At 55.3% G+C, this 25,510-nt stretch carries 29 protein-coding genes, 1 tRNA gene and 1 pseudogene; 19 read left to right on the forward strand and 12 right to left on the reverse strand.

From position 1 onward, the window contains the following. Positions 1 to 49 precede the first annotated feature (49 nt). The 4 genes from frdA to frdD are packed head-to-tail and all read left to right on the forward strand — an operon-like array spanning position 50 to position 3,346. On the forward strand, positions 50 to 1,843 hold the full coding sequence (gene frdA / locus F3J29_RS15235) for a fumarate reductase (quinol) flavoprotein subunit (protein WP_166867291.1): 1,794 nt from the start codon (positions 50 to 52) through the stop codon (positions 1,841 to 1,843). Next, positions 1,836 to 2,570, forward strand: coding sequence for a succinate dehydrogenase/fumarate reductase iron-sulfur subunit (locus F3J29_RS15240; RefSeq protein WP_166867292.1), 735 nt, complete (start codon positions 1,836 to 1,838; stop codon positions 2,568 to 2,570). The genes frdA and F3J29_RS15240 overlap by 8 nt, the downstream gene beginning before the upstream one ends. Before the next feature lie 10 nt (positions 2,571 to 2,580). After that, positions 2,581 to 2,976 carry a fumarate reductase subunit FrdC gene (gene frdC / locus F3J29_RS15245; protein WP_008453742.1) on the forward strand — a complete coding sequence of 132 codons (396 nt, stop codon included), beginning with the start codon at positions 2,581 to 2,583 and terminating at the stop codon, positions 2,974 to 2,976. A 10-nt stretch (positions 2,977 to 2,986) separates the two neighbouring features. Beyond that, entirely contained in the window at positions 2,987 to 3,346 is a 360-nt protein-coding gene (frdD, locus tag F3J29_RS15250) for a fumarate reductase subunit FrdD (RefSeq protein ID WP_166867294.1), read from the forward strand. A gap of 42 nt (positions 3,347 to 3,388) precedes the next feature. Here the strand turns inward: frdD and rclR are convergent, their stop codons facing one another. Continuing rightward, positions 3,389 to 4,246, reverse strand: coding sequence for a reactive chlorine-specific transcriptional regulator RclR (rclR, locus tag F3J29_RS15255; RefSeq protein ID WP_166867296.1), 858 nt, complete (start codon positions 4,244 to 4,246; stop codon positions 3,389 to 3,391). A 124-nt stretch (positions 4,247 to 4,370) separates the two neighbouring features. Here rclR and rclA point away from each other — a divergent pair, with 124 nt between their 5' ends. Beyond that, entirely contained in the window at positions 4,371 to 5,696 is a 1,326-nt protein-coding gene (gene rclA, locus F3J29_RS15260) for a reactive chlorine resistance oxidoreductase RclA (protein WP_166867298.1), read from the forward strand. Here rclA and ampR read toward each other — a convergent pair. Next, a complete protein-coding gene (ampR, locus tag F3J29_RS15265; protein WP_166867300.1) occupies positions 5,689 to 6,582 on the reverse strand; it encodes a LysR family transcriptional regulator AmpR in 894 nt (297 codons plus the stop codon). The two genes, rclA and ampR, sit on opposite strands and share 8 nt — an antisense overlap. 128 nt (positions 6,583 to 6,710) lie before the next feature. Here ampR and ampC point away from each other — a divergent pair, with 128 nt between their 5' ends. Continuing rightward, positions 6,711 to 7,862, forward strand: a complete 1,152-nt coding sequence (ampC, locus tag F3J29_RS15270) for a CMY2/MIR/ACT/EC family class C beta-lactamase (RefSeq protein ID WP_166867543.1) — start codon at positions 6,711 to 6,713, stop codon at positions 7,860 to 7,862. Positions 7,863 to 7,970: 108 nt separating this feature from the next. Continuing rightward, positions 7,971 to 8,504 (forward strand): lipocalin family protein, encoded by a 534-nt coding sequence (locus F3J29_RS15275; RefSeq protein WP_166867302.1) that lies wholly within the window; start codon positions 7,971 to 7,973, stop codon positions 8,502 to 8,504. On the opposite strand, the gene sugE is transcribed toward F3J29_RS15275, so the two are convergent. After that, on the reverse strand, positions 8,501 to 8,818 hold the full coding sequence (gene sugE / locus F3J29_RS15280; RefSeq protein ID WP_008453755.1) for a quaternary ammonium compound efflux SMR transporter SugE: 318 nt from the start codon (positions 8,816 to 8,818) through the stop codon (positions 8,501 to 8,503). The genes F3J29_RS15275 and sugE overlap by 4 nt on opposite strands. A 288-nt stretch (positions 8,819 to 9,106) precedes the next feature. Between sugE and F3J29_RS15285 the strand changes: the two genes are divergently transcribed. After that, the gene (locus tag F3J29_RS15285; RefSeq protein WP_166867304.1) at positions 9,107 to 9,715 is read left to right on the forward strand and encodes a LuxR C-terminal-related transcriptional regulator; all 609 of its coding nucleotides are present in this window, start codon (positions 9,107 to 9,109) and stop codon (positions 9,713 to 9,715) included. Positions 9,716 to 9,746: 31 nt separating this feature from the next. Here F3J29_RS15285 and ecnB read toward each other — a convergent pair whose 3' ends face one another. The 3 genes from ecnB to efp form a co-directional block, all read right to left on the reverse strand. Next, positions 9,747 to 9,893: a lipoprotein toxin entericidin B gene (ecnB, locus tag F3J29_RS15290; protein ID WP_166867306.1), complete on the reverse strand. Its 147-nt coding sequence runs from the start codon at positions 9,891 to 9,893 to the stop codon at positions 9,747 to 9,749. Positions 9,894 to 9,997: 104 nt separating this feature from the next. Continuing rightward, positions 9,998 to 10,132, reverse strand: a complete 135-nt coding sequence (locus tag F3J29_RS15295) for an entericidin A/B family lipoprotein (protein WP_039289517.1) — start codon at positions 10,130 to 10,132, stop codon at positions 9,998 to 10,000. 64 nt (positions 10,133 to 10,196) lie between these two features. Next, positions 10,197 to 10,763, reverse strand: a complete 567-nt coding sequence (gene efp, locus F3J29_RS15300) for an elongation factor P (protein WP_008453764.1) — start codon at positions 10,761 to 10,763, stop codon at positions 10,197 to 10,199. Between the two features lie 41 nt (positions 10,764 to 10,804). Between efp and epmB the strand changes: the two genes are divergently transcribed. Then, positions 10,805 to 11,833 (forward strand): EF-P beta-lysylation protein EpmB, encoded by a 1,029-nt coding sequence (gene epmB / locus F3J29_RS15305; protein ID WP_166867307.1) that lies wholly within the window; start codon positions 10,805 to 10,807, stop codon positions 11,831 to 11,833. 203 nt (positions 11,834 to 12,036) lie between these two features. Here epmB and F3J29_RS15310 read toward each other — a convergent pair whose 3' ends face one another. From F3J29_RS15310 to F3J29_RS15325, 4 genes are all read right to left on the reverse strand, one after another. Next, on the reverse strand, positions 12,037 to 12,390 hold the full coding sequence (locus F3J29_RS15310; RefSeq protein ID WP_166867309.1) for a DUF4156 domain-containing protein: 354 nt from the start codon (positions 12,388 to 12,390) through the stop codon (positions 12,037 to 12,039). 129 nt (positions 12,391 to 12,519) lie between these two features. Continuing rightward, on the reverse strand, positions 12,520 to 14,166 hold the full coding sequence (groL, locus tag F3J29_RS15315) for a chaperonin GroEL (RefSeq protein WP_166867311.1): 1,647 nt from the start codon (positions 14,164 to 14,166) through the stop codon (positions 12,520 to 12,522). Between the two features lie 40 nt (positions 14,167 to 14,206). Continuing rightward, positions 14,207 to 14,500, reverse strand: a complete 294-nt coding sequence (locus F3J29_RS15320; RefSeq protein WP_008453772.1) for a co-chaperone GroES — start codon at positions 14,498 to 14,500, stop codon at positions 14,207 to 14,209. Between the two features lie 134 nt (positions 14,501 to 14,634). Further along, positions 14,635 to 15,111, reverse strand: coding sequence for an FxsA family protein (locus F3J29_RS15325; protein WP_008453773.1), 477 nt, complete (start codon positions 15,109 to 15,111; stop codon positions 14,635 to 14,637). Between the two features lie 344 nt (positions 15,112 to 15,455). On the opposite strand from F3J29_RS15325, the gene aspA reads away from it, so the two are divergent. The 7 genes and pseudogenes from aspA (at position 15,456) to F3J29_RS15355 (ending at position 21,308) form a co-directional block, all read left to right on the forward strand. Next, positions 15,456 to 16,892, forward strand: a complete 1,437-nt coding sequence (gene aspA / locus F3J29_RS15330; RefSeq protein ID WP_166867313.1) for an aspartate ammonia-lyase — start codon at positions 15,456 to 15,458, stop codon at positions 16,890 to 16,892. A gap of 115 nt (positions 16,893 to 17,007) precedes the next feature. After that, positions 17,008 to 18,309 carry an anaerobic C4-dicarboxylate transporter gene (locus F3J29_RS15335; RefSeq protein WP_166867315.1) on the forward strand — a complete coding sequence of 434 codons (1,302 nt, stop codon included), beginning with the start codon at positions 17,008 to 17,010 and terminating at the stop codon, positions 18,307 to 18,309. A gap of 87 nt (positions 18,310 to 18,396) precedes the next feature. Further along, a complete protein-coding gene (gene cutA, locus F3J29_RS15340) occupies positions 18,397 to 18,720 on the forward strand; it encodes a divalent cation tolerance protein CutA (protein WP_008453776.1) in 324 nt (107 codons plus the stop codon). Further along, positions 18,696 to 19,143 (forward strand): annotated as a pseudogene (locus F3J29_RS22955) (protein-disulfide reductase DsbD domain-containing protein); the annotation flags it as partial. The gene cutA and the pseudogene F3J29_RS22955, both read left to right, overlap by 25 nt. Continuing rightward, positions 19,116 to 20,504: a protein-disulfide reductase DsbD gene (locus tag F3J29_RS15345; RefSeq protein ID WP_502706565.1), complete on the forward strand. Its 1,389-nt coding sequence runs from the start codon at positions 19,116 to 19,118 to the stop codon at positions 20,502 to 20,504. The pseudogene F3J29_RS22955 and the gene F3J29_RS15345, both read left to right, overlap by 28 nt. Before the next feature lie 38 nt (positions 20,505 to 20,542). Beyond that, positions 20,543 to 21,118, forward strand: a complete 576-nt coding sequence (locus F3J29_RS15350; RefSeq protein WP_008453778.1) for a transcriptional regulator — start codon at positions 20,543 to 20,545, stop codon at positions 21,116 to 21,118. 114 nt (positions 21,119 to 21,232) lie between these two features. Continuing rightward, positions 21,233 to 21,308: transfer RNA gene (locus F3J29_RS15355), tRNA-Phe, on the forward strand. A 399-nt stretch (positions 21,309 to 21,707) separates the two neighbouring features. Here F3J29_RS15355 and ydgU read toward each other — a convergent pair. Then, positions 21,708 to 21,791, reverse strand: coding sequence for a small membrane protein YdgU (gene ydgU, locus F3J29_RS22960; RefSeq protein WP_502706566.1), 84 nt, complete (start codon positions 21,789 to 21,791; stop codon positions 21,708 to 21,710). 80 nt (positions 21,792 to 21,871) lie between these two features. Then, a complete protein-coding gene (gene asr, locus F3J29_RS15360; protein WP_166867317.1) occupies positions 21,872 to 22,351 on the reverse strand; it encodes an acid resistance repetitive basic protein Asr in 480 nt (159 codons plus the stop codon). Between the two features lie 232 nt (positions 22,352 to 22,583). Between asr and F3J29_RS15365 the strand changes: the two genes are divergently transcribed. The 3 genes from F3J29_RS15365 (at position 22,584) to F3J29_RS15375 (ending at position 25,469) form a co-directional block, all read left to right on the forward strand. Next, the gene (locus F3J29_RS15365; protein ID WP_166867320.1) at positions 22,584 to 22,877 is read left to right on the forward strand and encodes a DUF1330 domain-containing protein; all 294 of its coding nucleotides are present in this window, start codon (positions 22,584 to 22,586) and stop codon (positions 22,875 to 22,877) included. Between the two features lie 120 nt (positions 22,878 to 22,997). Further along, positions 22,998 to 23,903, forward strand: a complete 906-nt coding sequence (locus F3J29_RS15370) for a LysR family transcriptional regulator (RefSeq protein WP_166867322.1) — start codon at positions 22,998 to 23,000, stop codon at positions 23,901 to 23,903. Between the two features lie 126 nt (positions 23,904 to 24,029). Then, positions 24,030 to 25,469: an NAD-dependent succinate-semialdehyde dehydrogenase gene (locus F3J29_RS15375; protein ID WP_166867324.1), complete on the forward strand. Its 1,440-nt coding sequence runs from the start codon at positions 24,030 to 24,032 to the stop codon at positions 25,467 to 25,469. The last annotated feature ends 41 nt before the right edge of the window (positions 25,470 to 25,510 follow it).

Genomic DNA, 25,510 nt, shown 5'->3' on the forward strand with positions numbered 1-25,510 from the left:
ACCCTTTGGTCGTATAGCTTTGCGAATTACTAAAATCTGGAGGAATGTCGTGCAAACCTTTCAAGCCGATCTCGCCATTATAGGCGCCGGCGGAGCAGGCCTACGTGCAGCCATTGCGGCGGCACAGGCTAATCCACAGGCAAAAATCGCTCTGATTTCCAAAGTCTACCCGATGCGCAGCCACACGGTTGCTGCCGAAGGGGGTTCCGCAGCCGTCGCGCAGGATCACGACAGCTTCGACTACCATTTTCACGACACCGTTGCCGGAGGCGACTGGCTGTGTGAGCAAGATGTGGTTGACTACTTCGTTCACCATTGCCCTACCGAAATGACCCAGCTTGAGCAGTGGGGCTGCCCGTGGAGCCGCCGCCCGGACGGCAGCGTCAACGTCAGGCGCTTCGGCGGGATGAAGATCGAACGGACCTGGTTCGCCGCCGATAAAACCGGCTTCCATATGCTCCACACGCTGTTCCAGACTTCCCTTCAGTTCCCGCAAATTCAACGCTTCGACGAACATTTCGTGCTCGATATTCTGGTCGATGACGGCCAGGCCCGCGGCGTCGTCGCCATGAATATGATGGAAGGCGAGCTGGTGCAGATCCGCGCCAACGCGGTGGTAATGGCCACCGGCGGTGCCGGACGCGTCTATCGCTACAATACCAACGGCGGCATCGTCACCGGGGACGGCATGGGCATGGCGCTGAGCCACGGCGTGCCGCTGCGCGACATGGAGTTTGTGCAATACCATCCAACCGGGCTGCCGGGTTCCGGCATCCTGATGACCGAAGGCTGCCGCGGTGAAGGCGGTATTCTGGTGAATAAAAACGGCTATCGCTACCTGCAGGATTACGGCATGGGGCCGGAAACCCCGCTCGGCGAGCCGAAGAACAAATACATGGAGCTTGGCCCGCGCGACAAAGTGTCTCAGGCTTTCTGGCACGAGTGGCGCAAAGGCAACACGATCTCCACCCCGCGCGGCGACGTGGTGTACCTCGACCTGCGCCATCTCGGCGAGAAAAAGCTGCTTGAGCGCCTGCCGTTCATCTGCGAACTGGCCAAAGCCTACGTGGGCGTTGACCCGGTCAAAGAGCCGATCCCGGTTCGCCCAACGGCGCACTACACCATGGGCGGCATCGAGACCGATACCCAGTGCGAAACCCGAATCAAAGGGCTGTTCGCGGTGGGCGAATGTTCCTCCGTTGGCCTGCACGGCGCCAACCGTCTGGGCTCTAACTCGCTGGCAGAATTGGTGGTCTTTGGCCGCCTGGCGGGCGAGCAGGCAATGGAACGCGCCGCACAAGCGCAACCGGCGAACGATGCCGCACTGAACGCCCAGGCCGCCGATGTTGAAGGCCGACTCAAGCAACTGGTAAACCAGGAAGGCAGCGAAAACTGGTCGAAAATCCGCGACGAAATGGGGCTTTCTATGGAAGAAGGCTGCGGGATTTACCGTACCCCGGAACTGATGCAGAAAACCGTCGACAAGCTGGCAGAACTGCAGGAGCGCTTCAAGCGCGTGCGCATCACCGATACTTCCAGCGTCTTCAATACCGACCTGCTGTATACCATTGAGCTGGGCCACGGCCTGAACGTTGCCGAATGTATGGCGCACTCCGCCCTCGCACGTAAAGAATCCCGCGGCGCCCACCAGCGTCTGGATGAAGGCTGCACCGAGCGAGATGACGTCAACTTCCTGAAGCACACTCTGGCCTTCCGCGACGCCGACGGCACAACTCGCCTCGACTACAGCGATGTGAAGATCACCACGCTGCCGCCAGCAAAACGCGTATACGGCGCTGAAGCGGAAGATGCTGAGAAGAAAAAGGAGAAGGCAAATGGCTGAGATGCAAACCCTGAAGATTGAGATTGTGCGCTACAACCCGGAAACGGACGGCCAGCCGCATAGCGCAATCTACGAGGTGCCGTTTGACGAGCAAACCTCACTGCTGGACGCGCTGGGTTATATCAAAGATAACCTCGCGCCGGATCTCAGCTACCGTTGGTCGTGCCGCATGGCGATTTGCGGCTCCTGCGGCATGATGGTTAACAAAGTGCCGAAGCTGGCCTGTAAAACCTTCCTGCGCGAATACACCAACGGCATCAAGGTTGAAGCGCTGGCGAACTTCCCAATTGAGCGCGATTTGGTGGTCGACATGACCCACTTTATCGAAAGCCTGGAGTCGATTAAGCCTTATATCATCGGCAACCCACGCACGCCGGATCAGGGACCCAACACGCAGACGCCCGCGCAGATGGCGAAATACCATCAGTTCTCCGGCTGCATCAACTGTGGGCTGTGCTATGCCGCCTGCCCACAGTTTGGCCTGAACCCCGAGTTTATCGGCCCGGCGGCGATTACCCTCGCCCATCGTTACAACCTGGACAGCCGTGACCACGGCAAGAAACAGCGTATGCCGCAGCTCAACGGGCAAAACGGCGTGTGGAGCTGCACCTTTGTTGGCTACTGCTCCGAAGTTTGCCCAAAACACGTCGATCCGGCCGCGGCCATCCAGCAGGGCAAAGTCGAGAGCTCGAAAGACTTTTTGATTGCCACCCTGAAACCACGCTAAGGAGTGCACCATGACCACGAAACGTAAGCCTTATGTCCGTCCCATGGCGCCAACCTGGTGGCGGCAGCTGGGCTTCTACCGTTTTTATATGCTGCGTGAAGGCACTTCGGTTCCAACCGTCTGGTTCAGCATCGTACTGATTTATGGCCTTTTCTCGCTAAAACACGGCGTAGAGGGCTGGGCGGGCTTTGTCGGTTTCCTGCAAAATCCGGTGGTTGTCATCCTCAACCTCATTACGCTTGCCGCCGCCGTGCTGCACACCAAAACCTGGTTTGAGCTGGCACCAAAGGCCGCTAACGTCATTGTTAAGGGCGAGAAAATGGGGCCGGAGCCGGTCATCAAGGGATTGTGGGTTGTCACTGCACTGGTGACTGTCGTTGTGCTGCTTGTAGCACTGTTCTGGTAAGGAGGCTGAGGTGATTAACCAAAATCCAAAACGTTCCGACGAGCCGGTATTCTGGGGCCTGTTTGGCGCAGGCGGCATGTGGGGCGCAATTTTCGCGCCGGTTATCGTGCTGCTGGTTGGTATTATGCTGCCGCTCGGCCTGTTCCCCGGCGATGCGCTGAGTTTTGACCGCGTGTATGCCTTCGCCCACAGCTGGCCTGGCCGCCTGTTCCTGCTGCTGATGATTGTGCTGCCGCTGTGGTGTGGCCTGCACCGTATCCACCACGCGATGCACGACCTGAAGATCCACGTGCCGGCCGGGAAATGGGTGTTCTACGGCCTGGCCGCTATTCTGACGGTAGTGACCATTATTGGCCTGCTGACGCTCTAAGTGCTCAGCACACAAAAAGGCTCGCCATCGCGCGGGCCTTTTTTATTCCATCGCCAATGCCTTCACCCGTTTTCTGTATTCCCCAGGCGAACAGCCAAACTCCTGCATAAAAGCCTTATGGAATGACGATTCGCTGGCGTAGCCCACGGCATCAGCGACAGTGATAATCGAACTTGCTTCACGCGAGAGCTGCTGTGCGGCAATTTGCAGCCTGATTCGGGTCAGCACTGCCATAGGCGTTGTGCCGCTCACCTCGCGGAAGAGCAGCGCAAAACTGGCGCGAGACATGTGCACGTGTTCAGCCAGCGAGGCGACAGTCCATGGCGCCTGCGGTGCATTCAGCATACTTTGTACCACCGCCCCAAGTCGCGGATGCAGCAGCAGGTTCAGCTGGCTTTTGTCCTGAGACTTTGCCCGTAGCCACTGCCGCAGGCCCAGGGCAATCATCGTGGCACATTGCTGGCTACATACCGCCGCCGCGCCGGGCTGTGGCGCTTCCGCTTCCTGCTGCAGCAGCGCAACGGCCGCCAGCAGCCATGTATGCCCGGGGCTGCCTTGTTCGGGCGCCATCACCAGGGCCTCCGGCAGCGCCGTCAAAAAAGGACGGGAAGCTGAAGATAAATGCAGACTGCCGCAAATAAGGTAGGTATCTCCCAGCCCCTTTTGCCGCAGCCGGTGCGCAGAGTTTTGCGTCAACATAATCACCTGCCCGGGAAGCAGCATCAATGTTTCTCCGGCAGGTAACTCCAGCCATGCGGCACCTTGCGTCACGGTGTGCCAGCGAACGGTCGTCAGCGAGCCCGCCGTATGGGGCAGGCTCCAGCCCGCGCTTAACAGGCAGTTTTTATCGATAGAGCCCTGCGGGGCGCTGAACGCCAGCAGCTGGCTGAGAGGATCCATTGCTCACTCCAACAAATCAGACGATAAGACAGGATTTTAAGATACCGGAAGACATCACGCTTACGCCATTCATACACAATGATTGCCATTAACTTCACGGCTGGTTCACTGACGGAGAACACCCATGCAAGCATATCAGGCAATCATCATTGGCTTTGGTAAGGCAGGTAAAACCCTCGCGGCAACCCTGGCAAAACAAAACTGGAAAGTCGCTATCATCGAGCAATCTAGTGAAATGTACGGTGGCACCTGCATAAATATTGGCTGTATCCCAACGAAAGCACTGGTTCACGACGCAGAACGGCATCAGGATTTTGCGACAGCTACATCACGTAAGTCTTCCGTTGTCAGCTTCCTGCGCGACAAGAACTACCACTTGCTGGCCGACCTGGACAATGTGGACGTTATCAACGGCCACGCAGAGTTTGTCGATCGGCATACGGTTCGCGTGATGCAACGCGGTGAACCCATTGAACTGCAGGGGGAAAAAATATTTATCAATACCGGCGCGCAGTCCGTTTTGCCGCCGATTGACGGCCTGACGACTACGCCTGGCGTGTATGACAGCACAGGACTGCTTAATCTGACAGAACTCCCCGCTCACCTCGGTATTTTGGGCGGCGGCTACATCGGGGTTGAGTTTGCCTCAATGTTTGCCGGTTTCGGCAGCAAGGTCACGATATTCGAAGCCGCAGCTGATTTTTTGCCGCGGGAAGATCGTGACGTAGCCGCAGCCATCGCCAACATACTTCAGCAGCAGGGCGTGGAGCTGATCCTAAACGCAAAAGTTCAGCACGTTGAATCGCATAACAACACCGTGCATTTGCAGACGAGTGATAGCCTCCACAAAGTCGACGCGCTGCTTGTTGCCTCAGGGCGAAAACCCGCCACGGATGCTTTGAATCTGAAAAATGCCGGCGTTGATGTCGATGCTCGCGGCGCCATCGTGGTGAATAAATACCTTCGTACTTCGGCAGACAACATCTGGGCAATGGGCGATGTCACCGGTGGGCTGCAGTTTACCTATATCTCGCTCGATGACTTCCGCATCGTGCGTGACAATCTGCTGGGCGAGGGTAAACGTCATACCGGGGACAGAATAAACGTGCCTTATTCCGTGTTTATGACGCCTCCGCTGTCGCGTATTGGTATGACCGAGGAACAAGCCCTGGCCAGCGGTAAACCCGTTCAGGTCGTTACGCTTCCGGTGGCGGCAATTCCCAGAGCCAGGGTCATGGGCGACACGCGCGGCTTGCTTAAAGCCATTGTGGACACCTCAACGCAGGAAATCCTCGGCGCGTCGCTGCTCTGCCCTGACTCTCACGAGATCGTTAATCTGATTAAAACCGTTATGGATGCCGGACTGCCCTATACCACGCTGCGCGACCAGATCTTCACGCACCCTACCATGAGTGAAGCGCTTAACGACCTGTTTGGGCTGGTCAAATAACCTGACCGGAGGTTTTCTCACACTCTCCGGTTAACCAGCCGGAGAAGTCGCGCATGGCAGGCGTTTCCGGCCTGGACTGAAGCTTTGTCAGCCAGTAACTGCCCAGGCTGATTTCAGCCTCAAACGGGCGCACAATCCGCTCGCTGTTCAGCAAATGAGTAAACATATTGACCGGGGCAAGGGCAATTCCTGCCCCAGCCTGTGCGGCTTCGAGCATAGTTACCGAAGAATCAAAAACCATCACCAGATGCGTTGGCGACGGTGGCGCCTCTCCCGCAGCCTGCAGCCATGCGGTCCATTCATCACGCCGGTAGGAACGCAGAAGAGTATGGTTCAGCACGTCCGGCGGTGTGCGGATCTCAGCGGCCAGCGCCGGAGAACAAAGCGGCGATAACGCGGCGTCACACAAAAATGTCGCATCCGTTCCGTGCCAGGCTCCGCTGCCAAATCGCACCGTATAATCCAGCCCCTCAGCCGCCGGATCCACCCGATTGTTGTGTGTCGAAAGTTGAAGATCAATATGCGGATAGCGCCGACGAAACGCTTCAAGGCGCGGCAGAAGAAAGCCCGTTGCGAAAGTGCCCACCACGCCTAGCTTAAGTTTTTCTCTCGCCTGCGTGCCGGAAAACCGATCCAGTACCCCGGCAATGCGGTCAAAGGAATCGTTTAGCACAGGTAACAGGTTTTCACCTTCCGTGGTCAACATTAGTCCACGGGAAACGCGCACAAACAGCTGGCAATGGAGATGTTCTTCCAGGGCTTTCACCTGCTGGCTGATGGCGGAGTGGGTGACATTTAGCTCAATTGCGGCATGGGTAAAGCTAAGATGCCTGGCGGCGGCTTCAAAAGCGCGCAGGGAGTTTAGCGGGATATAGCTGCGGGTCATGACATTACCTGTTAGAAAATCTTAAACCTAATGCCAAATTTAATCGTTTGTCATCGGGTGTCAAATCCAACAAACTTGCCTCGTCTGACGGGCCCGGACAGCTATCATCTCTCTAAGGAAGGTTATCCATCATGAAAAAATCCCTTTGCCTGACGCTGCTGCTCGCCGCCTCATGCTCCAGCTTTGCCGCACAAAAAGAACTGACTGCACCGCAAATTGAAAAGCTTGTGAACCGCACCGTTGCCCCGCTAATGAAGGAGCAGGCGATCCCTGGCATGGCGGTGGCCGTTATCTACAAAGGCTACCCGCTGTATTTCACCTGGGGAAAAGCCGATGTGCAGCGCAACGTGCCGGTAACGCAGCAAACGTTGTTTGAACTGGGTTCGGTCAGTAAAACCTTTACCGGCGTGCTGGGCGGTGATGCTTTGGCTCGTGGCGAAGTTAGCCTTAGCGATCCGGCGCAAAAATACTGGCCTGAGCTAAACGGTAACCAGTGGAAAGGGATCACCCTGCTTCAACTTGCCACCTATACCGCCGGTGGCCTGCCGCTGCAGGTGCCGGACGAGGTGACCAACAGCGATGCCCTGCTTAAGTTCTACCAGGCCTGGCAGCCGCAGTGGGCGCCGGGCGCACAGCGCCTCTACGCCAACGCGAGTATCGGACTATTTGGGGCCTTGATGGTGAAACCGTCAGGGATGAGCTTTGAACAGGCCATGTTAAAACGCGTCTTTGAGCCGCTGAATCTTCAACACACCTGGATTAACGTTCCGGCGACAGAAGAAAGCCACTACGCATGGGGCTATCGGGACGGTAAAGCCGTGCGCGTTTCGCCAGGCATGTTGGATGCGGAAGCCTACGGAGTGAAATCCAGCATCGAAGATATGGCCCATTGGGTGCAGGCGAACATGGCTTCCGACCGCCTGGAAGACAAAACGTTAGCGCAGGGTATTCAGCTCGCACAGTCACGTTACTGGCGCGTGGGTAGTATGTATCAAGGGCTTGGCTGGGAAATGTTGAACTGGCCGGTGAAGGGGAAAACGATTATTGACGGCAGCGACAACAAGGTTGCCCTTGCGCCGCACCCTGCAACGCTTATTGCCCCTCCGGTGCCTGCGGTGAAAGCTTCATGGGTACATAAAACCGGTTCAACAGGCGGCTTTGGTAGCTACGTGGCCTTTATTCCTGAAAAACAGCTGGGCATCGTGATGCTGGCCAACAAAAGCTACCCGAATACCGAGCGAGTAAAAGCCGCTTACGCCATTCTCGAAGCGCTGCAATAAAAATGACGACGGCCTGCTGAACGCAGGCCGTATTATTTCCGGCTTCGCTCACACTTTATTTCCTGTTGCCATCTACACTTAGCTAAAAAACCCTGGAAGGAATCTGCTATGCGCATTTGGCCCGCTGTCACCGCGCTTGCGGTCGCATTATTGGTTGTCTCCTGTAGTGCCCCAACGCCTCCCCCCAGCGTCACGGTCGTGAAAAACTTCGAGGCAAAACGTTTTATCGGCACCTGGTATGAAATTGCCCGGATGGATCACAGCTTTGAAAGCGGCCTGAATCAGGTGACGGCCACCTACAGCTTGATGGATGACGGCGGCCTGCGCGTGATAAACCGGGGATTCAACCCGGACAGGCAGATGTGGCAGCAGGCCGAAGGAAAGGCTTATTTCACCGGAGACCCGAGCGTCGCCGCGCTGAAGGTCTCCTTTTTTGGCCCGTTTTACGGCAGCTATAACGTGATTGCGCTGGATAAAGACTACCGCCATGCGCTGGTGTGCGGGCCGGATCTCAGCTACCTGTGGATCCTGTCCCGCACGCCAACCATCAGTCACGATCTCAAACAGCAGCTATTGGCTGTCGCAGCCCGCCAGGGCTTTGCGGTGGATAAATTGATTTGGGTGAAACAACCGGGCAGTTAATGCGTGGAAAGTTTCAGGCCGATTATGCCGACCACAATCAGAGCCAGGCTAGCCAGACGCATCGGGTTAGCCGACTCTCCCAACAGCAGAATGCCGGTAATCGCCGCGCCGACGGCACCAATCCCAGTCCACACCGCATAGGCCGTGCCGGTGGGCAGGGTTTTCATCGCCCAGGCAAGCAAAGCCATACTGACAACCATCGCGACGATGGTGATAACGCTAGGCCACAGGCGGCTAAAGCCGTGGGTATATTTAAGTCCTACCGCCCAAACGACTTCCAGTAATCCAGCAATTAACAGAACGATCCAGGCCATAACAGCTCCAGTAGAAATGGGGCCGTCCCCGGTGTGAGATACGCTTGCGGGTCGTCCCGTAAGGCTTTGGTGAGGAGATGATTTTAGCACCCAAACGGCTGTCTGAAAATCCGTATCCAAATGCGACTCGATGAAATAATTGTTTCACTCGCAGGGCCTTGCTAAGCCTGGAATTGACAGCGAATTCGCGCGCATTTCCGTGATTCATTTTGGCAAATTTATTCATATGATAAAACGTGGTTTGCCAGCCTGCAAACGCCGCAGTAATGATTAACGTGAAGCGCGAAAATGTATAAAATATTATTGGTTGATAGGTGTTACTTCAGCCGTCAGGGACTGACGCACTTGCTCAATCAGAAAAATAATCTGGCTACGGCAATGAGTATTTCAGAGACAGACAGTTTACTTCTCGCCCGGGAAAAAATTATTAAATGGCAACCGAATATGGTGATCGCCGACTTCAACAGTTTCTCAACCGCACTGCATAATATCCAACAGCTTTCGGCCATTTATTCTGCCTGCGGCGACACAACGCGCCTGCTGTTACTGCAAAGTGGGCAACACCCCACCATTGCCGAGTACTGCGCGACGCAAGGCACTACGGATATTTGGGATAAGTCAGTATCATTGTCGGCATTAACGGCACTCATTCAGCAGACTATTGCAGCTCGCCCGCCATTCCGTGAAGTGAAACGACATATTACGCCGTTACTGACCTTACGCGAAGAGAGAATATTAAAACTATGGAAGGAAGAGGCTAATAACGAATATATTTCCAGAGTTATGGGGATAAGCGTAAAAACGGTTTATACCTATAAGCGAAATATTCGATTAAAACTGGGAGCCGACAATAGATTGTCGCTTTTTCTAAATATCCCGGAAGCCGTTTTAGAATAACGGTACGGCACAAGTACCGTACCGAAAAGCATTATTCCTGCGCTTTTGCTGCCGCACCTGAAATAGCCTTACCGCCGCTTTGAATATCCTCGCCCACGCCGCGGGTCGTGTTACAGGCGGTCAACAAGGATGAAAGAACGACGAGAGAGAAAAACGCAGCAATAGTTTTCTTAATCATGAGCTTTTCCTTATACCTATGTTGTTTGTGTATAGCTCGTTAAGCATAGCTAAAAAAATGAACAACGAAGGAAAAGCGAAGCGATTTCGGATAACTGGAGGGGATTATTTATTGGCTACGCGCTCAATGGCGCCGCCGAGATGCTGCAAGTCTTCACCAAAGCCACGCGTGGTATTACAACCCGATAGCGCAGCGGCCAGCAGCGAGATAAAAAGAATCTGTTTCAACAAACGGTTCATCTTCCCTGCCCTGATAAAGCGGCGGCGCGAGCCTGAGGCACCGCGCCGCGAACCTTCACGAGAATTACTTCACGCGAGAAACGTATTCACCAGAGCGGGTGTCAACTTTGATGACTTCGCCGATCTGGACGAACAGCGGAACTTTAACCACAGCACCGGTGCTCAGGGTTGCTGGCTTGCCGCCGGTTCCTGCAGTGTCACCTTTCAGACCCGGATCGGTTTCAACAATTTCCAGCTCAACAAAGTTCGGTGGGGTAACGGAGATTGGCTGGCCGTTCCACAGGGTCACGATGCACTCAGCCTGGTCCAGCAGCCATTTAGCGTTTTCGCCAACGGCTTTTTCGTCTGCAGCCAGCTGCTCGAAGGTTTGGTTGTTCATGAAGTGGTAGAACTCACCGTCGTTGTACAGGTAAGTCAGGTTCATATCGACAACGTCAGCGCCTTCTGCAGAGTCGGTAGACTTGAAGGTTTTCTCAACGCGGGTACCGGTCAGCAGACGACGCAGCTTAACGCGCGCGAATGCCTGGCCCTTGCCCGGTTTTACGAATTCGCTGGCTTCAACCGCGTACGGTTCGCCATCCATCATGATTTTAAGACCGGCACGGAAATCGTTGCTAGAATAAGTCGCCATAAGGCCCTCTGAATTTGTTAACTGGTAGCTTAGCCAAAAAAATGGCACACATTGTAACCCTAAATCCCCCTCACAGAGAAGATTGGTTAACGCAACTTGCCGATGTTATAACCGATCCTGATGAACTGCTGCACATTTTAAATGTAGCTGACGATGAAGAACTGCTTGCCGGGCGTGAAGCCAGGCGTCTTTTTGCCCTGCGCGTGCCTCGCGCGTTCGTCGCCCGCATGGAAAAAGGCAACCCTAACGATCCGCTACTGCGTCAGGTTTTGACGGCAAAGCAGGAGTTCGTTGCCGCGCCCGGTTTCACAACCGATCCGCTGGAAGAGCAACACAGCGTTGTCCCTGGGCTGTTGCATAAGTACCGCAACCGCGCCCTGCTGCTGGTCAAAGGTGGCTGCGCCGTAAACTGCCGCTACTGTTTCCGCCGCCACTTCCCGTACGCCGATAACCAGGGCAACAAACGCAACTGGCAAACGGCACTGGCGTATATCAGCGAACATCCTGAGCTGGACGAAATTATTTTCTCCGGCGGCGACCCGCTGATGGCGAAAGATCACGAGCTGGACTGGCTGATGAGCGAGCTGGAGGCCATTCCTCATATCAAACGCCTGCGCATTCACAGCCGCTTGCCGATTGTTATCCCGGCGCGTATTACCGATGTGCTGGCGGCAAGAATCGCCCGTTCATCGCTTCAGGTGATACTGGTTAATCATATTAATCACGCCCAGGAAATTGGCGACGATTTCCGCTCGGCGATGGCAAAGCTACGCCAGGCGGGCGTCACGCTGCTAAATCAAAGCGTGTTGCTACGCGGCGTGAACGACAGGGCGCAAACCCTGGCCGACCTAAGCAATGCGTTGTTTGATGCGGGCGTGATGCCGTATTACCTGCATGTGCTCGACCGAGTACAGGGCGCGGCGCACTTTATGGTGGAAGACGAAGAGGCTCGGGCGATTATGCGTGAGCTGCTGACGCTGGTTTCTGGCTATATGGTGCCGAAGCTGGCGAGAGAGATAGGCGGAGAGCCAAGTAAGACGCCGCTGGATTTGCAGCTACGGCAAAAGTGAGAGCATAGCGCCCTCACCCTAACCCTCTCCCCAGGAGAGGGAACCGTTTAGTGCTGCCTTTAACTGTAGAAGAAGCCCACGACGTATCCCTTACCTGTGAGAGGGAACCGCATAGCTTTCCCCAACCTATATCAGCGACAGCACTTCCGTTTTTCTCCCTCTCCCTGAGGGAGAGGGCCGGGATGAGGGTAATGCTTACAGAATCAGTTCGGGCACTTATAAACCTGCCCCGTCATTTGGCTGGCCGTTGGTGCAAAGCTCGAGAGCAGCGTCTGGGTCGGGCTACTCACGCCGTACAGCACGTTGCCGCCCATTTCGGCCGCATTGTTACGCAGAGCATTCGCCGCGCTGCGCATAGACCCGCCCTCATCACCGTGCTGGCCAGACAGCCAGTTGCTCTGTTCCCCGGTTGCGGTGCCTAATAGACGGCATTCGCTCCCTGGTTTGTCTTCAACAAAACGAACGCTCTGGCCGCCAGAGCTAAGCTGATTGCCCGTGCTACATCCTGCCAGCAGCAGCGCTGCCACAACCACTCCTGATGAGACTTTCATGCGCATGTTATTCCCCGTAATCAAGGTATTGAGCCGTTATTGCCCGGTAAGCACTTATACCAGAGTGTGAACAAAAGAAAAAACCCCCAGACATTTCTGACTGAGGGTTTCTTTAACACAAGGTGCTAAGGCGAATTACATCATGCCGCCCATGCCACCCATGCCGCCCATACCACCAGCAGCGCCTAAGTCAGGAGCGTCGCTTTTAGGCAGGTCGGTAACCATGCACTCGGTAGTGATCATCAGGCCCGCAACGGAAGCCGCGTACTGCAGAGCAGAACGGGTTACTTTGGTTGGGTCCAGAATACCGAAATCGATCATGTTGCCATATTCTTCGGTAGCGGCGTTGTAACCGTAGTTACCTTCGCCCGCTTTCACCGCGTTGGTGACAACGGATGGCTCTTCACCGGCGTTAGAAACGATCTGACGCAGAGGAGCTTCCATCGCGCGCAGCGCAACTTTGATACCCACGTTCTGGTCTTCGTTCTGAGCGGTCAGGTTCGCCAGTTTAGCAGCAACGCGAACCAGCGCTACGCCACCACCGGCAACCACGCCTTCTTCAACCGCAGCACGGGTAGCGTGCAGGGCATCGTCGACGCGAGCTTTTTTCTCTTTCATTTCAACTTCGGTAGCAGCACCGACTTTGATTACCGCTACACCACCTGCCAGTTTCGCTACGCGCTCCTGCAGTTTTTCACGGTCGTAGTCAGAAGTTGCTTCTTCGATCTGCTTACGGATCTGACCAACGCGGCCCTGAATAGCGGCTTCTTCACCCACGCCATCGATGATGGTGGTGGTGTCTTTGTTGATCACAACGCGTTTAGCCTGGCCGAGGTCTTCCAGAGTCGCTTTTTCCAGCTCCATGCCGATCTCTTCGGAGATAACGGTACCGCCGGTCAGGGTAGCGATGTCCTGCAGCATAGCTTTACGGCGGTCGCCGAAGCCAGGTGCTTTAACCGCAGCCACTTTCACGATGCCACGCATGGTGTTAACCACCAGAGTAGCCAGCGCTTCGCCTTCAACGTCTTCAGCGATGATAACCAGCGGTTTGCCTGCTTTCGCCACGGCTTCCAGCACTGGCAGCATTTCGCGGATGTTGGAGATTTTTTTGTCAGCCAGCAGGATGAACGGGCTTTCCAGCTCAACAGCGCCAGTTTCTGGCTTGTTGATGAAGTATGGGGACAGATAGCCGCGATCGAACTGCATACCTTCCACAACGTCCAGTTCGTCTTCCAGACCGGTACCGTCTTCAACGGTGATCACGCCTTCTTTACCGACTTTATCCATCGCTTCAGCGATCAGTTTACCTACGGTTTCATCGGAGTTAGCGGAGATAGTACCAACCTGAGCAATCGCTTTAGAGTCAGAGCACGGCACGGACAGCGCTTTCAGCTCTTCAACAGCGGCAACAACAGCTTTATCGATACCGCGTTTCAGGTCCATTGGGTTCATGCCCGCAGCAACGGCTTTCAGACCTTCAGTGATGATAGCCTGAGCCAGTACGGTTGCGGTGGTGGTACCGTCGCCTGCAGCGTCGTTCGCTTTAGAGGCAACTTCTTTCACCATCTGTGCGCCCATGTTTTCGAACTTGTCTTCCAGCTCGATTTCACGCGCTACGGAAACGCCATCTTTGGTGATGGTCGGTGCACCGAAAGATTTATCCAGAACCACGTTACGGCCTTTAGGACCGAGGGTAACTTTCACTGCATCTGCCAGTACGTTAACGCCGCGCAGCATTTTTACACGAGCGTCGTTGCCGAATTTTACGTCTTTAGCTGCCATTTCTTCTATTCCTCAAATTCGTTCAGGTTCGTGCGTCAAATTACGCTTCAACAATTGCCAGGATGTCGCTTTCGGACATGATCAGCACTTCTTCGTTGTCGATTTTCTCGGACTTCACGCCGTAGCCATCGTTGAAGATAACGATGTCACCCACTTTCACGTCCAGCGGCTGCACGCTACCGTTTTCCAGGATGCGGCCTTTACCGACAGCGATGATCTCGCCACGAGTTGATTTGCCCGCTGCGGAGCCAGTCAGAACGATGCCGCCCGCAGATTTGGACTCAACTTCTTTACGCTTGACGATGACACGATCATGTAATGGACGAATGCTCATTGATAGCTCTCCTTTGAGAAAGTCAGTATCAGATAGTTAGGTAACGCCGTCCCACAGGGGGAATCAGCTGGTGACCTGATTAATGGGGATGCGCTTTCCCCCCTTCAAGGGGGGAAAACAAAAAAAACTAAAATTTAACGATCGTCCCGGTGCTGGTCGTCGAGGCGCTTTGGCGCATCGTCTTTACGCTGGAACTCACCGTCGAAAGTATTGCCCCCTTCACTGCCGGCGCTAAAACCGCCGCCTGGCATACGGGAGAAGCGCAAATGTGGCATCAGCTTCAGCGTCAGGTGCTTTTGCACCGGCGGCAATAGCAGCAGCAGGCCGAGGAAGTCAGTAAAGAAGCCCGGCAACAGCAGCAAAATACCGGCCATGATCAGCGAGACGCTTTTGATCATCTCCGCCGCAGGGCTTTCGCCTGCCGCCATCTTCTGCTGCATCAGCATCAGGTTTTTAAAGCCCTGGTTACGTACCAGAGACAGGCCAATCACCGAAGTGAAAATGACCAGAATCAGGGTCATAAAGACCCCCAGAACATGTGCCACCTGTATGAACAGCGAAATTTCGATGTAAACATAGAGGAAAACGGCAATAAGCGGGATCCAGCGCACTATACGCTCCTGTCATCGGGCGAGCCCGTTAATGGCCTCGCGAAAAATAGATTAGCAATTACGCGTAGGGGGGAGATGGCGACTGCATAGACAAAGATCAATGGTTATTTCGTGAATTTTTTCTGGAAATTTTCAACTATTGACCTATATCACATATTAATAATTGTTATGCAACGTGGCTTTTAATAAGTGATCCAGGTTACTGCTTTTCGCTATCATCAGCATATCATCACGATAACGAGGTCGAATATGGACATAATCGTCGGCCTATTAAGCTCACAACCACATTTCGTGTGCGTGAATAAAACAGTGCATTTATCTGCAGCTTTACTAAGAAGGTTCACATGTTAAATAACATTCGTATCGAAGAAGATTTGTTGGGTACCAGGGAAGTGCCAGCGGATGCCTACTACGGCGTGCATACTCTGAGAGCGATTGAAAACTTCTACATTAGCAACAGTAAAATCAGCGACATACCGGAATTTGTACGCGGTATGGTGATGGTAAAAAAAGCGGCGGCAATGGCGAACAAGGAACTGCAAACCATTCCTAAGAGCATCGCTAACACCATCATTCAGGCCTGTGATGAAGTCCTGAACAACGGCAAATGCATGGATCAGTTCCCGGTAGACGTCTACCAGGGCGGCGCAGGTACTTCAGTTAACATGAACACCAACGAAGTCCTCGCCAACATCGGCCTGGAGCTGATGGGTCACCAGAAAGGTGAATACCAGTTCCTGAACCCGAACGACCACGTCAACAAATGCCAGTCCACCAACGATGCCTACCCAACCGGCTTCCGCATCGCAGTTTACGCCTCCATCGTGAAATTGATCGATGCCATTAACCAACTGGGCGAAGGCTTCCAGCGTAAAGCGGTTGAGTTTTCTGAAATCCTGAAAATGGGCCGCACCCAGCTTCAGGACGCCGTTCCTATGACGCTCGGTCAGGAATTCCACGCTTTCAACGTGCTGCTCACTGAAGAGACCAAAAATCTGCTGCGCACCGCTGAACTGCTGCTGGAAGTGAACCTTGGCGCAACCGCCATCGGTACCCGCCTCAACACGCCAGATGGCTACCAACAGCTGGCCGTACAGAAACTGGCGGAAGTCAGCGGCCTGGCCTGCGTGCCGGCAGAAGACCTGATTGAGGCGACCTCAGACTGCGGCGCATACGTGATGGTACACAGCTCCCTGAAGCGCCTGGCCGTGAAAATGTCCAAAATTTGTAACGACCTGCGCCTGCTCTCTTCCGGCCCGCGCGCTGGCCTGAACGAAATCAACCTGCCGGAGCTGCAGGCGGGTTCTTCTATCATGCCGGCCAAAGTGAATCCGGTTGTGCCGGAAGTGGTGAATCAGGTTTGCTTCAAGGTCATCGGCAACGACACCACGGTCACCATGGCGTCCGAAGCGGGTCAGCTACAGCTGAACGTGATGGAGCCAGTGATTGGCCAGGCGATGTTCGAATCTATTCATATCCTGACCAACGCCTGTTACAACCTGCTGGAAAAATGCGTTAACGGCATCACCGCGAATAAAGAAGTGTGTGAGAGCTACGTGTACAACTCCATCGGTATCGTGACCTATCTGAACCCGTTCATTGGCCACCACAACGGCGACATCGTCGGCAAGATTTGTGCAGAAACCGGCAAGAGCGTGCGCGAGGTCGTGCTGGAGCGCGGCCTGCTGACCGAAGCCGAGCTGGACGATATCTTCTCCGTCCACAACCTGATGCACCCGGTCTACAAAGCTAAGCGCTATACCGATGAAAGCGAACAATAACTCATCCGCATAAACGCCAAAAGGCACGTCCAGTCGGACGTGCCTTTTTCATTTTAACGGTATACGAAAACACAACATTTCATTTTCATCTCATTAAAACAACAAGGAAGCGACCATGATAGTCATCGAGCTCATCATCGTGTTAGCAGCGATTTTTCTGGGGGCAAGGCTGGGCGGGATAGGGATTGGCTACGCGGGAGGACTGGGGGTTTTGGTTCTCGCGGCAATAGGCGTAAAACCCGGCAGCATCCCCTTCGACGTTATTTCCATCATCATGGCGGTCATTGCAGCTATCTCAGCAATGCAAATCGCCGGGGGCCTGGATTATCTCGTCAACCAAACCGAAAAACTGTTACGTAAGAACCCTAAATACATCACTATTCTTGCGCCCATTGTGACCTGGTTTCTGACCATTTTCGCCGGCACCGGCAACATCTCGCTGGCCACACTGCCGGTAATCGCCGAAGTCGCCAAGGAGCAGGGTATCAAACCCTGTCGTCCACTCTCGACCGCGGTGGTTTCAGCTCAGATAGCCATTACCGCTTCGCCAATTTCCGCCGCCGTGGTTTACATGTCGTCGGTGATGGAAGGCCACGGCATCAGCTATATTCAGCTGCTGTCGGTCGTTATCCCCTCAACGTTGCTGGCAGTGCTGGTGATGTCGTTCCTGGTCTCTGTCCTGTTCGACTCAAAGCTGTCCAACGATCCGGTTTACCTCAAGCGTCTGGAAGAGGGGCTGATTGAGCTGCGTGGCGACAAGCAAATCGAGATTAAACCGCGCGCGAAGACTTCCGTATATCTCTTCCTGCTCGGTGTGGTTGGCGTAGTCATCTATGCCATCATCAATAGCCCGAGTCTCGGCCTCGTCGCTGCGCCGTTAATGAATACCACCAACGCGATACTGATTATCATGCTGTCAGTCGCCACCCTGACCACCGTGATTTGCGGAGTGGAAACCGAAAGTATTCTGAGTTCCAGCACTTTCAAAGCTGGCATGAGCGCCTGTATTTGTATCCTGGGCGTGGCCTGGCTGGGCGATACCTTCGTGTCTGCCAATATTGACTGGATCAAAGAAACCGCAGGGAGCGTGATTCAGGGCCATCCGTGGCTGCTGGCGGTGATTTTCTTCTTTGCCTCGGCGCTGCTTTATTCTCAGGCCGCTACGGCCAAGGCGCTGATGCCGATGGCGCTGGCGCTCAATGTCTCACCGCTAACCGCCGTGGCTTCTTTCGCCGCCGTTTCTGGCCTGTTTATTCTGCCAACCTACCCGACTTTGGTCGCCGCGGTGCAGATGGACAACACCGGCACAACGCGCATCGGCAAATTCGTCTTTAACCATCCATTCTTCATTCCCGGCACAATGGGCGTGGTCCTGGCCGTCTGCTTCGGCTTCGTGTTCGGCAGCGTGCTGCTGTAAATCTCTTCAAAAACGGGTCGTTATTCGGCCCGTCCTCTCCTCCTCATGCTATAGTCGATGCCGTTTCCTCCCACAATGAGGTTTGCGATGTCGATGACCCAGGCTGTCGTTGTACTCTGTACCGCCCCGGATGAAGCCACCGCGCAGGATCTGGCCGCGAAAGTGCTGGCGGAGAAACTTGCCGCCTGCGTGACGCTGCTGCCGGGCGCAACTTCGCTCTATTACTGGGAAGGAAAGCTGGAGCAGGAGTACGAAGTCCAAATGCTGCTCAAGAGCGACGTGGAACACCAGGAGGCACTGCTTGCCTGCCTGAAAACCCATCACCCTTATCAAACGCCAGAACTACTGGTTCTGCCAGTTGCACACGGAAACAGTGAATATCTCTCATGGCTCTACGCATCATTACGCTAGTCCTGCTGTTATGCAGTTCGCAGGCCTTCGCCGGGCTGTTTGACGCCCAGAATAAAACGCAGTTTGTCCCGGTCGACCAGGCCTTTGCCTTTGATTTTCAGCAGGCGGAGCACAAGCTGACGCTCAGCTGGCAGATAAAACCCGGCTATTACCTCTACCGCCAGCAGATAAAAATAGTGCCCGCCGGTGCGGACATTGCCTCCCTGGCTATCCCCAAAGGCACCTGGCACGAGGATGAGTTCTACGGTAAAACCGAGATCTTCACCCGGCAGCTAAACCTACCCGTTTCGGTGAATGCAGCCGGCAAAGGCTCGTCCCTCAGCGTCACCTATTAGGGCTGCGCCGAAGCCGGGTTTTGTTATCCACCGGAAACGCGCGTTGTGCCGCTGAGTGCTATTGCTGCGTCGGCTAATGATGCCAATGTGTCTTCCTCCCTCTCCTCATCAAGAGACGAGGCCAATATTTCTTCCTCCCTCACTCCTTCAAGAGATGAGGCCAGTGTTTCTTCCTCCTTCTCCCTTCCCGGGGAGAGGGCCGGGGTGAGGGGCACAGACAGCTCCGCCCCCGCATCGCTCCCCTTCTCCGCGCTGTGGGCCTTCCTGATCGGCATCGGGATCGCTTTCACGCCCTGCGTGCTGCCGATGTACCCGCTCATTTCCGGCATTGTGTTGGGCGGTAAACAACGCCTCTCTACCGCCCGGGCGCTGCTGCTGGCCTTTGTCTACGTTCAGGGTATGGCGCTGACCTACACCGCACTCGGCCTGGTGGTAGCGGCGGCCGGGCTCCAGTTCCAGGCGGCGCTCCAGCACCCGTACGTGCTGATTGGCCTGTCGGCGCTCTTTATCCTGCTCGCCGCCTCGATGTTCGGCCTGTTCACGCTGCAGCTGCCCTCGTCGCTGCAAACTCGCCTGACGCTGATGAGCAACCGCCAGCAGGGCGGCTCGGCGGGTGGCGTCTTTGCGATGGGCGCGCTAGCCGGGCTTATTTGCTCGCCGTGCACAACCGCCCCGCTTAGCGCCATCCTGCTGTACATTGCGCAGAGCGGGAATATGTGGCTCGGCGGCGGCACGCTTTACCTTTACGCGCTGGGCATGGGCCTGCCGCTAATTCTGATCACCGTCTTCGGTAATCGCCTGCTGCCGAAAAGCGGGCCGTGGATGGAAAGCATCAAAACCGCCTTTGGCTTTGTGATTCTGGCTCTACCGGTCTTCCTGCTGGAGCGTGTGCTGGGCGACATCTGGGGGCTGAGGCTGTGGAGCCTGCTGGGCGTAGCCTTCTTCGGCTGGGCCTTTATCACCAGCCTGGGGGCGAAGAAGTCCTGGCTACGCGTGCTGCAAATCCTTCTGCTGGGTGCCGCGCTGGTCGCCGCTCGTCCGCTGCAGGACTGGGCTTTTGGCTCTCCGGCATCTGCTCAGGCCGTGCCTCACCTTAGCTTTAGCAAAATAGCCACCGTTGAACAGCTCGACGCCGCGCTGGCCAGCGCGAAAGGCAAACCGGTGATGCTCGATTTGTACGCCGACTGGTGCGTGGCGTGTAAAGAGTTTGAGAAATACACCTTTAGCGATCCGCAGGTGCAAAAAGCGCTGTCTGGTACCGTTTTACTCCAGGCAGATGTCACGGCAAATAACGCCGACGACAAAGCCCTGCTGAAGCATTTACAGGTGCTTGGTCTGCCAACCATTTTATTCTTTGACGCTAACGGCGTTGAACAGCCGGCAGGCCGCGTAACGGGCTTTATGGACGCCGCCGCGTTCAGCGAGCATTTGCGCAATCGCAGCCAGTAAACAACACTTGATCCGTTGGGAAACGTAAGGAGAAAACCGTGCAACGCGAAGAAGTTTTAGAGCACGCCCTGCATGTCCTTGAACGTGAAGGCATTGCCAGCACGACGCTGGAGATGGTGGCGAAAGAAGCCGATTATCCGCTCGCTGAGATTCGCCAGTTCTGGCCCGACAGCGAAGCCCTGCTGTACGACGCCCTGCGCTACTTAAGTTCGCAGGTGGATGTCTGGCGGCGTCAGCTGATGCTGGACGAAGAGTTAACGCCGGAGCAAAAGCTGCTTAAGCGCTACCACGCCCTGACCGAATGTGTGAGCAACCAGCGCTATCCTGGCTGCCTGTTTATTGCCGCCTGCACCTTCTACCCTGATGCCGCGCACCCGATTCATCAGCTGGCGGACCAGCAGAAAAAAGCGGCCTGGGAGTACACCCACGAACTGCTGACGCAAATGGAAGTGGACGACCCAACCATGGTCGCGCACCAAATGGAATTGGTGCTGGAAGGCTGCCTGAGCAAACTATTGGTGAAGCGTAGTCAGGCTGATATCGACACGGCCAGAACCCTTGCGGAAGATATTCTGCGCTTTGCGCTGTGCCGCACCGGCGGGGCATTAACCTGAAGCACGTCTTTTTACTGCCTTTGACTGAAAAGCAGGCAATCAGCATAGTTTTAGGTAATTTTTATGACAAAGCCGTTGACGCCTGGCGGCCTTTACGGTTTAATGCCGCCCGTTGCCCGGATAGCTCAGTCGGTAGAGCAGGGGATTGAAAATCCCCGTGTCCTTGGTTCGATTCCGAGTCCGGGCACCACTATTTAGAAGAACCAGCCTACGGGCTGGTTTTTTGCTTTCAGAGATATGGACTCTCCATCGAACAAATTCGATTATTCGTCTCATCCCTGAGACTCACCCCTGCGGGGCCAGCGCAAGCGCTGTTCAAAAACGTTCCCGACGTTTTTGTCCGAGTCCGGGCACCACTATTTAGAAGAACCAGCCTACGGGCTGGTTTTTTGCTTTCAGAGATATGGACTCTCCATCGAACAAAAAATCACTGATCCAGCACGAGCTAAAAGCGCCTTCCCCCAACGCTTCTGCCGCGCCCCAATAAATATATCCCTGCATACTACGCACGATGTTCTAAACGGAGCACTGCCCTGGTTTTTGAGTGACATATAGGCGGTGGCTCTTACGAGCCCAGGAAGAACAGAGTCTACTGAAGCCAAAAATTCAGCGTGATCAGGCCGCAGGTCAGCAGCACAGTGAGGATTAATTCGAAACTGTAGCGTCGCAACATTATCTGAACTCCAGAAAGAAACACCCGGCAAGCCGGGTGTTTGTGTTAACGCTTCAAGTTAACGGGTAGCCCCGTTGAACTTATGCTGCTGGCTTAACGGCTGGTTTAGCAGCAACTTTGTGATGTTTTTTCACGTGTTTTTTAGCAGCCTGCGCTTTCTGGGCAACAGGTTTTACTGCTTTTTTGTGGTGCTTTTTAGCAGCCTGAGCCTTCTGTGCAGCTGGTTTTACTGCTTTTTTGTGGTGCTTTTTAGCAGCCTGCGCTTTCTGTGCAGCTGGTTTTACTGCTTTTTTGTGGTGCTTTTTGGCAGCCTGAGCTTTCTGCTCGGTGGCTGGCTTAGCGGCTTTTTTGTGTTTCTTTTTAGCGGCCTGTGCTTTCTGAACGGCAGCTTTTTTGTGTTTCTTATGGTGCGTTACTTTTGCAGCTGGCGCTTTAGCAGCAGGCGCAGCGGCGGTAGTTGCCGGCGCAGCAGCTGGTGCGGTAGCGGTGGTGTCAGCCGCGAAAGCGGCGGAAGACAGACCCATAGCAGCGGCAACAACCAGAGCTAATACTTTTTTCATTTCGACATCCTCGAATTTGTTTTCGTGTTTACCCCACTGCGGGGCTGTTGGAATGAACTATAGGCGTGTGAAACAAACTCTTCAGTGAGTGATTGGTATCGGCGTGTAATGAAATGTACAAAGCCAAATTGGGCGATTAGCGATCGCATCATGCCGCCTCTTTCCGGCAATACGGCCGTTCACCGCTATGCTAGATTGGCTGACAAACAGACTTCCCCTACAGGAGCAAAGCATGGCTGCATACTGGATTGCCCACGTCACCGTTCACGATCCTAAGCAGTATCAAAACTATATTGATTTATCCCCGGCGGCTTTTACGCGCTATAACGCCCGCTTCCTGGCCCGGGGCGGCAAATCGGAAGTTGTAGAAGGCGACGCGGCTTTCACCCGGCACGTAGTGATTGAGTTTGCCGATATGGAAACGGCGCTGGCCTGCTACCACTCGCCGGAATACCAGCGTGCTCGTAAAGAAAGAGCCAATGTCGCAGAAGCGATGATCACTATTGTGGAAGGCCTGCCAGGCTGAGCCTTGTAAACCTGGCCGTTAAGAAGCCGGCGGGACTCCCCTCACACGCCTGAGGAAATCGTAGTCAGGCGTCCACCATCAAGAGTAAGCTACCGGTGGTCATTCTTCCGGGGAATAGTCATGCATCTGCTTTCAGCCATGGAAACCTACGTTCAGGTCGTTGATACCGGCTCTTTTTCTGCTGCAGCCAGGCGCCTGCGCATTGGCCAGCCCGCAGTCTCAAAAACCATTGCTCAGCTCGAACAGCAGCTTGGCGTGCGGCTTTTATTGCGATCAACGCATGGGCTAACCCCGACGGAAGCAGGCAGTAATTTTTACGAGCATGCCAGGCGCACGCTCGACGCGGCCGATGTGGCCGTGACTTCCACACGCGGGCTAAGCGCAACGCTGACTGGCCGGCTCAGGGTCAGCGGGCCGGTAACATTTGTGCGGCTGCATGTCATGCCGCATCTCGCCGATTTCCTGGCCGCGCATCCGGCACTGGATGTCGATATGTTCCTTGAGGATCGCAACATCGATTTGGTCGAAGGCGGCATCGATGTCGCACTCCGTATGGGCACACAGGCCGACTCATCGCTCACCGCAAGGCGGCTGGGGCAAAATCCTCGCCTGGTGATGGGCACCCCGGAATATTTTTCCCGCAACGGCCATCCGCAAATGCCGCAGGATTTGCTTAATCATCAGGCCGTTATTTACGATCTGCGGGGAGGAGGTTCAAGCTGGGAGTTCCGCCAGGGCAAACAGCGGGCCGCCGTTACGGTTCAGGGCAGGTTACACACAACAGGTATGGAAGCCGTCCGGGAAGCGGTACTCTCCGGCATCGGGCTGTCTATCATGTCAGAGTGGATGTTCCGCCGTGAGCTTGCATCCGGTGAAATTCAGGCGGTGTTAACCGACTGGGCGCTGCCGCCGATCGATCTTTGGGCCGTCTCCCCCTCGGGCCGCGCAACCAGCGCCAAGTCCAAAGCTTTTATCTCTTTCATTGAGGAACGCGTCTTCGGCCGGCCGCCTGAAAATCGCTCATAAGCATCAGTCCTATTCCTTCGGGGAATAAGCGCTATTCCCTGCCCCTGTCTACCTGCCTCTTACCTGCGGTGCTGTAATTCTCGCCATCGGGCTAGCCGTTTAGCTCTTAAAAACGAGGAAAACCACATGCAATACCCTACCACTACCCGGTTGTTTATTCATGGCCAGTGGCGCGACGGCGCCGACGCCAAAACGCTGCCCGTGCTTAATCCGGCAAACGGCCAGCAGATAGGCCACCTGGCGCACGCCACCCGGCAGGATCTGGATGACGCGCTGGCATCAGCTCAGCAAGGCTTTGAGACCTGGCGTACTATTCCGGCCGTTGAGCGAGCCGTCATTCTGCGTCGCGCCGCTCAGCTGATTCGCGAGCGGGCCGAATCAATTGCGTTACTTATTACTCTGGAACAGGGTAAACCCCTGCCCGAGTCACGCTTTGAAGCTAACGCTGCGGCAGAGATCATCGAATGGTTTGCCGATGAGGGCGTACGCGTCTATGGCCGCATTGTTCCTTCCCGGGATGCCGCGGTTCAGCAGCTCGTCGTTAAAGATCCGGTGGGCGTTGTGGCTGCCTTTACGCCATGGAATTTCCCACTCAACCAGGTCGTTCTGAAGCTTGCGGCAGCCCTGGCCGCAGGCTGCTCGATCATCGTCAAAGCGCCGGAAGAGACCCCGGCCAGCCCGGCAGAATTGTTCCGGGCGCTTGCGGACGCAGGCTTACCTGCCGGCGTCGCCAATCTGGTTTACGGCAATCCGGCAGAAATCTCCGGCTACCTCATCCCGCATCCGGCCGTACGTAAAGTCACATTTACGGGATCGACTCCGGTAGGCAAACAGCTGGCTGGCCTTGCGGGGCAGCATATGAAACGCGTCACCATGGAGCTGGGCGGTCATGCCCCGGTGATTATCGCCGAAGATGCAGATATTGAACTGGCGATCCGGGCGCTGGGCACGGCGAAATTCCGTAATGCAGGGCAAACCTGCATCTCCCCGACCCGCTTCCTGGTTCATGAAAAAGTCCGGGCAGCTTTTACTGCCGGGCTGGTTCGCTGGGCCGAAGGTCTGCGACCGGGCAATGGCCTCGATGAAACCACCCAGATTGGCCCTCTCGCGAATGCGCGCCGCGTAACTGCCGTCGAAACTCTGATTGAAGAGGCGATTGCCAAAGGTGCAAAACTGCTAACGGGCGGCAAGCGCCTCGGCCAGCAAGGCAACTGCTATGCGCCCACGGTGCTGGACGATGTTCCCCTCGACGCGCGTATTTTTAACGAGGAGCCTTTTGGCCCAGTCGCTTTAATTCGGGGCTTTACTGACCTGGAAGAAGCTATCGGCGAAGCAAACCGTCTGGATTACGGCCTGGCCGCCTACGCCTTCTCGCGCTCGGCCAAAACCATCCACCAGCTCTCACAGCGTATCGAAACCGGCATGCTGTGGGTTAACCAGCCGATGACGCCATCCGCAGAGCTGCCGTTTGGCGGCGTAAAAGACTCGGGGTATGGCACAGAAGGCGGCCCGGAAGCCGTGGAGGCATACCTCAATATTCGCGCTATCTCCATCACCCACGCCTAGCCGTGCGGGCGCCACAGAGCGCCCGCCTTCTCCGCTATCAG

Origin of the sequence: Enterobacter sp. Cy-643, from assembly GCF_011752815.1 — a bacterium.
In the GTDB taxonomy this organism is placed as follows: domain Bacteria; phylum Pseudomonadota; class Gammaproteobacteria; order Enterobacterales; family Enterobacteriaceae; genus Cedecea.

Bases quoted from the DNA above. Each gene is read 5' to 3' on its own strand.
- F3J29_RS15240 (WP_166867292.1), top strand. From the start codon at position 1,836: ATGGCTGAGATGCAAACCCTGAAGATTGAGATTGTGCGCTACAACCCG.
- frdC (WP_008453742.1), top strand. From the start codon at position 2,581: ATGACCACGAAACGTAAGCCTTATGTCCGTCCCATGGCGCCAACCTGG.
- rclR (WP_166867296.1), bottom strand. From the start codon at position 4,246: ATGGATCCTCTCAGCCAGCTGCTGGCGTTCAGCGCCCCGCAGGGCTCT.
- rclA (WP_166867298.1), top strand. From the start codon at position 4,371: ATGCAAGCATATCAGGCAATCATCATTGGCTTTGGTAAGGCAGGTAAA.
- ampR (WP_166867300.1), bottom strand. From the start codon at position 6,582: ATGACCCGCAGCTATATCCCGCTAAACTCCCTGCGCGCTTTTGAAGCC.
- F3J29_RS15275 (WP_166867302.1), top strand. From the start codon at position 7,971: ATGCGCATTTGGCCCGCTGTCACCGCGCTTGCGGTCGCATTATTGGTT.
- sugE (WP_008453755.1), bottom strand. From the start codon at position 8,818: ATGGCCTGGATCGTTCTGTTAATTGCTGGATTACTGGAAGTCGTTTGG.
- F3J29_RS15285 (WP_166867304.1), top strand. From the start codon at position 9,107: ATGTATAAAATATTATTGGTTGATAGGTGTTACTTCAGCCGTCAGGGA.
- ecnB (WP_166867306.1), bottom strand. From the start codon at position 9,893: ATGATTAAGAAAACTATTGCTGCGTTTTTCTCTCTCGTCGTTCTTTCA.
- F3J29_RS15295 (WP_039289517.1), bottom strand. From the start codon at position 10,132: ATGAACCGTTTGTTGAAACAGATTCTTTTTATCTCGCTGCTGGCCGCT.
- efp (WP_008453764.1), bottom strand. From the start codon at position 10,763: ATGGCGACTTATTCTAGCAACGATTTCCGTGCCGGTCTTAAAATCATG.
- epmB (WP_166867307.1), top strand. From the start codon at position 10,805: ATGGCACACATTGTAACCCTAAATCCCCCTCACAGAGAAGATTGGTTA.
- F3J29_RS15310 (WP_166867309.1), bottom strand. From the start codon at position 12,390: ATGCGCATGAAAGTCTCATCAGGAGTGGTTGTGGCAGCGCTGCTGCTG.
- groL (WP_166867311.1), bottom strand. From the start codon at position 14,166: ATGGCAGCTAAAGACGTAAAATTCGGCAACGACGCTCGTGTAAAAATG.
- F3J29_RS15320 (WP_008453772.1), bottom strand. From the start codon at position 14,500: ATGAGCATTCGTCCATTACATGATCGTGTCATCGTCAAGCGTAAAGAA.
- aspA (WP_166867313.1), top strand. From the start codon at position 15,456: ATGTTAAATAACATTCGTATCGAAGAAGATTTGTTGGGTACCAGGGAA.
- F3J29_RS15335 (WP_166867315.1), top strand. From the start codon at position 17,008: ATGATAGTCATCGAGCTCATCATCGTGTTAGCAGCGATTTTTCTGGGG.
- cutA (WP_008453776.1), top strand. From the start codon at position 18,397: ATGTCGATGACCCAGGCTGTCGTTGTACTCTGTACCGCCCCGGATGAA.
- ydgU (WP_502706566.1), bottom strand. From the start codon at position 21,791: ATGTTGCGACGCTACAGTTTCGAATTAATCCTCACTGTGCTGCTGACC.
- asr (WP_166867317.1), bottom strand. From the start codon at position 22,351: ATGAAAAAAGTATTAGCTCTGGTTGTTGCCGCTGCTATGGGTCTGTCT.
- F3J29_RS15365 (WP_166867320.1), top strand. From the start codon at position 22,584: ATGGCTGCATACTGGATTGCCCACGTCACCGTTCACGATCCTAAGCAG.
- F3J29_RS15370 (WP_166867322.1), top strand. From the start codon at position 22,998: ATGCATCTGCTTTCAGCCATGGAAACCTACGTTCAGGTCGTTGATACC.
- F3J29_RS15375 (WP_166867324.1), top strand. From the start codon at position 24,030: ATGCAATACCCTACCACTACCCGGTTGTTTATTCATGGCCAGTGGCGC.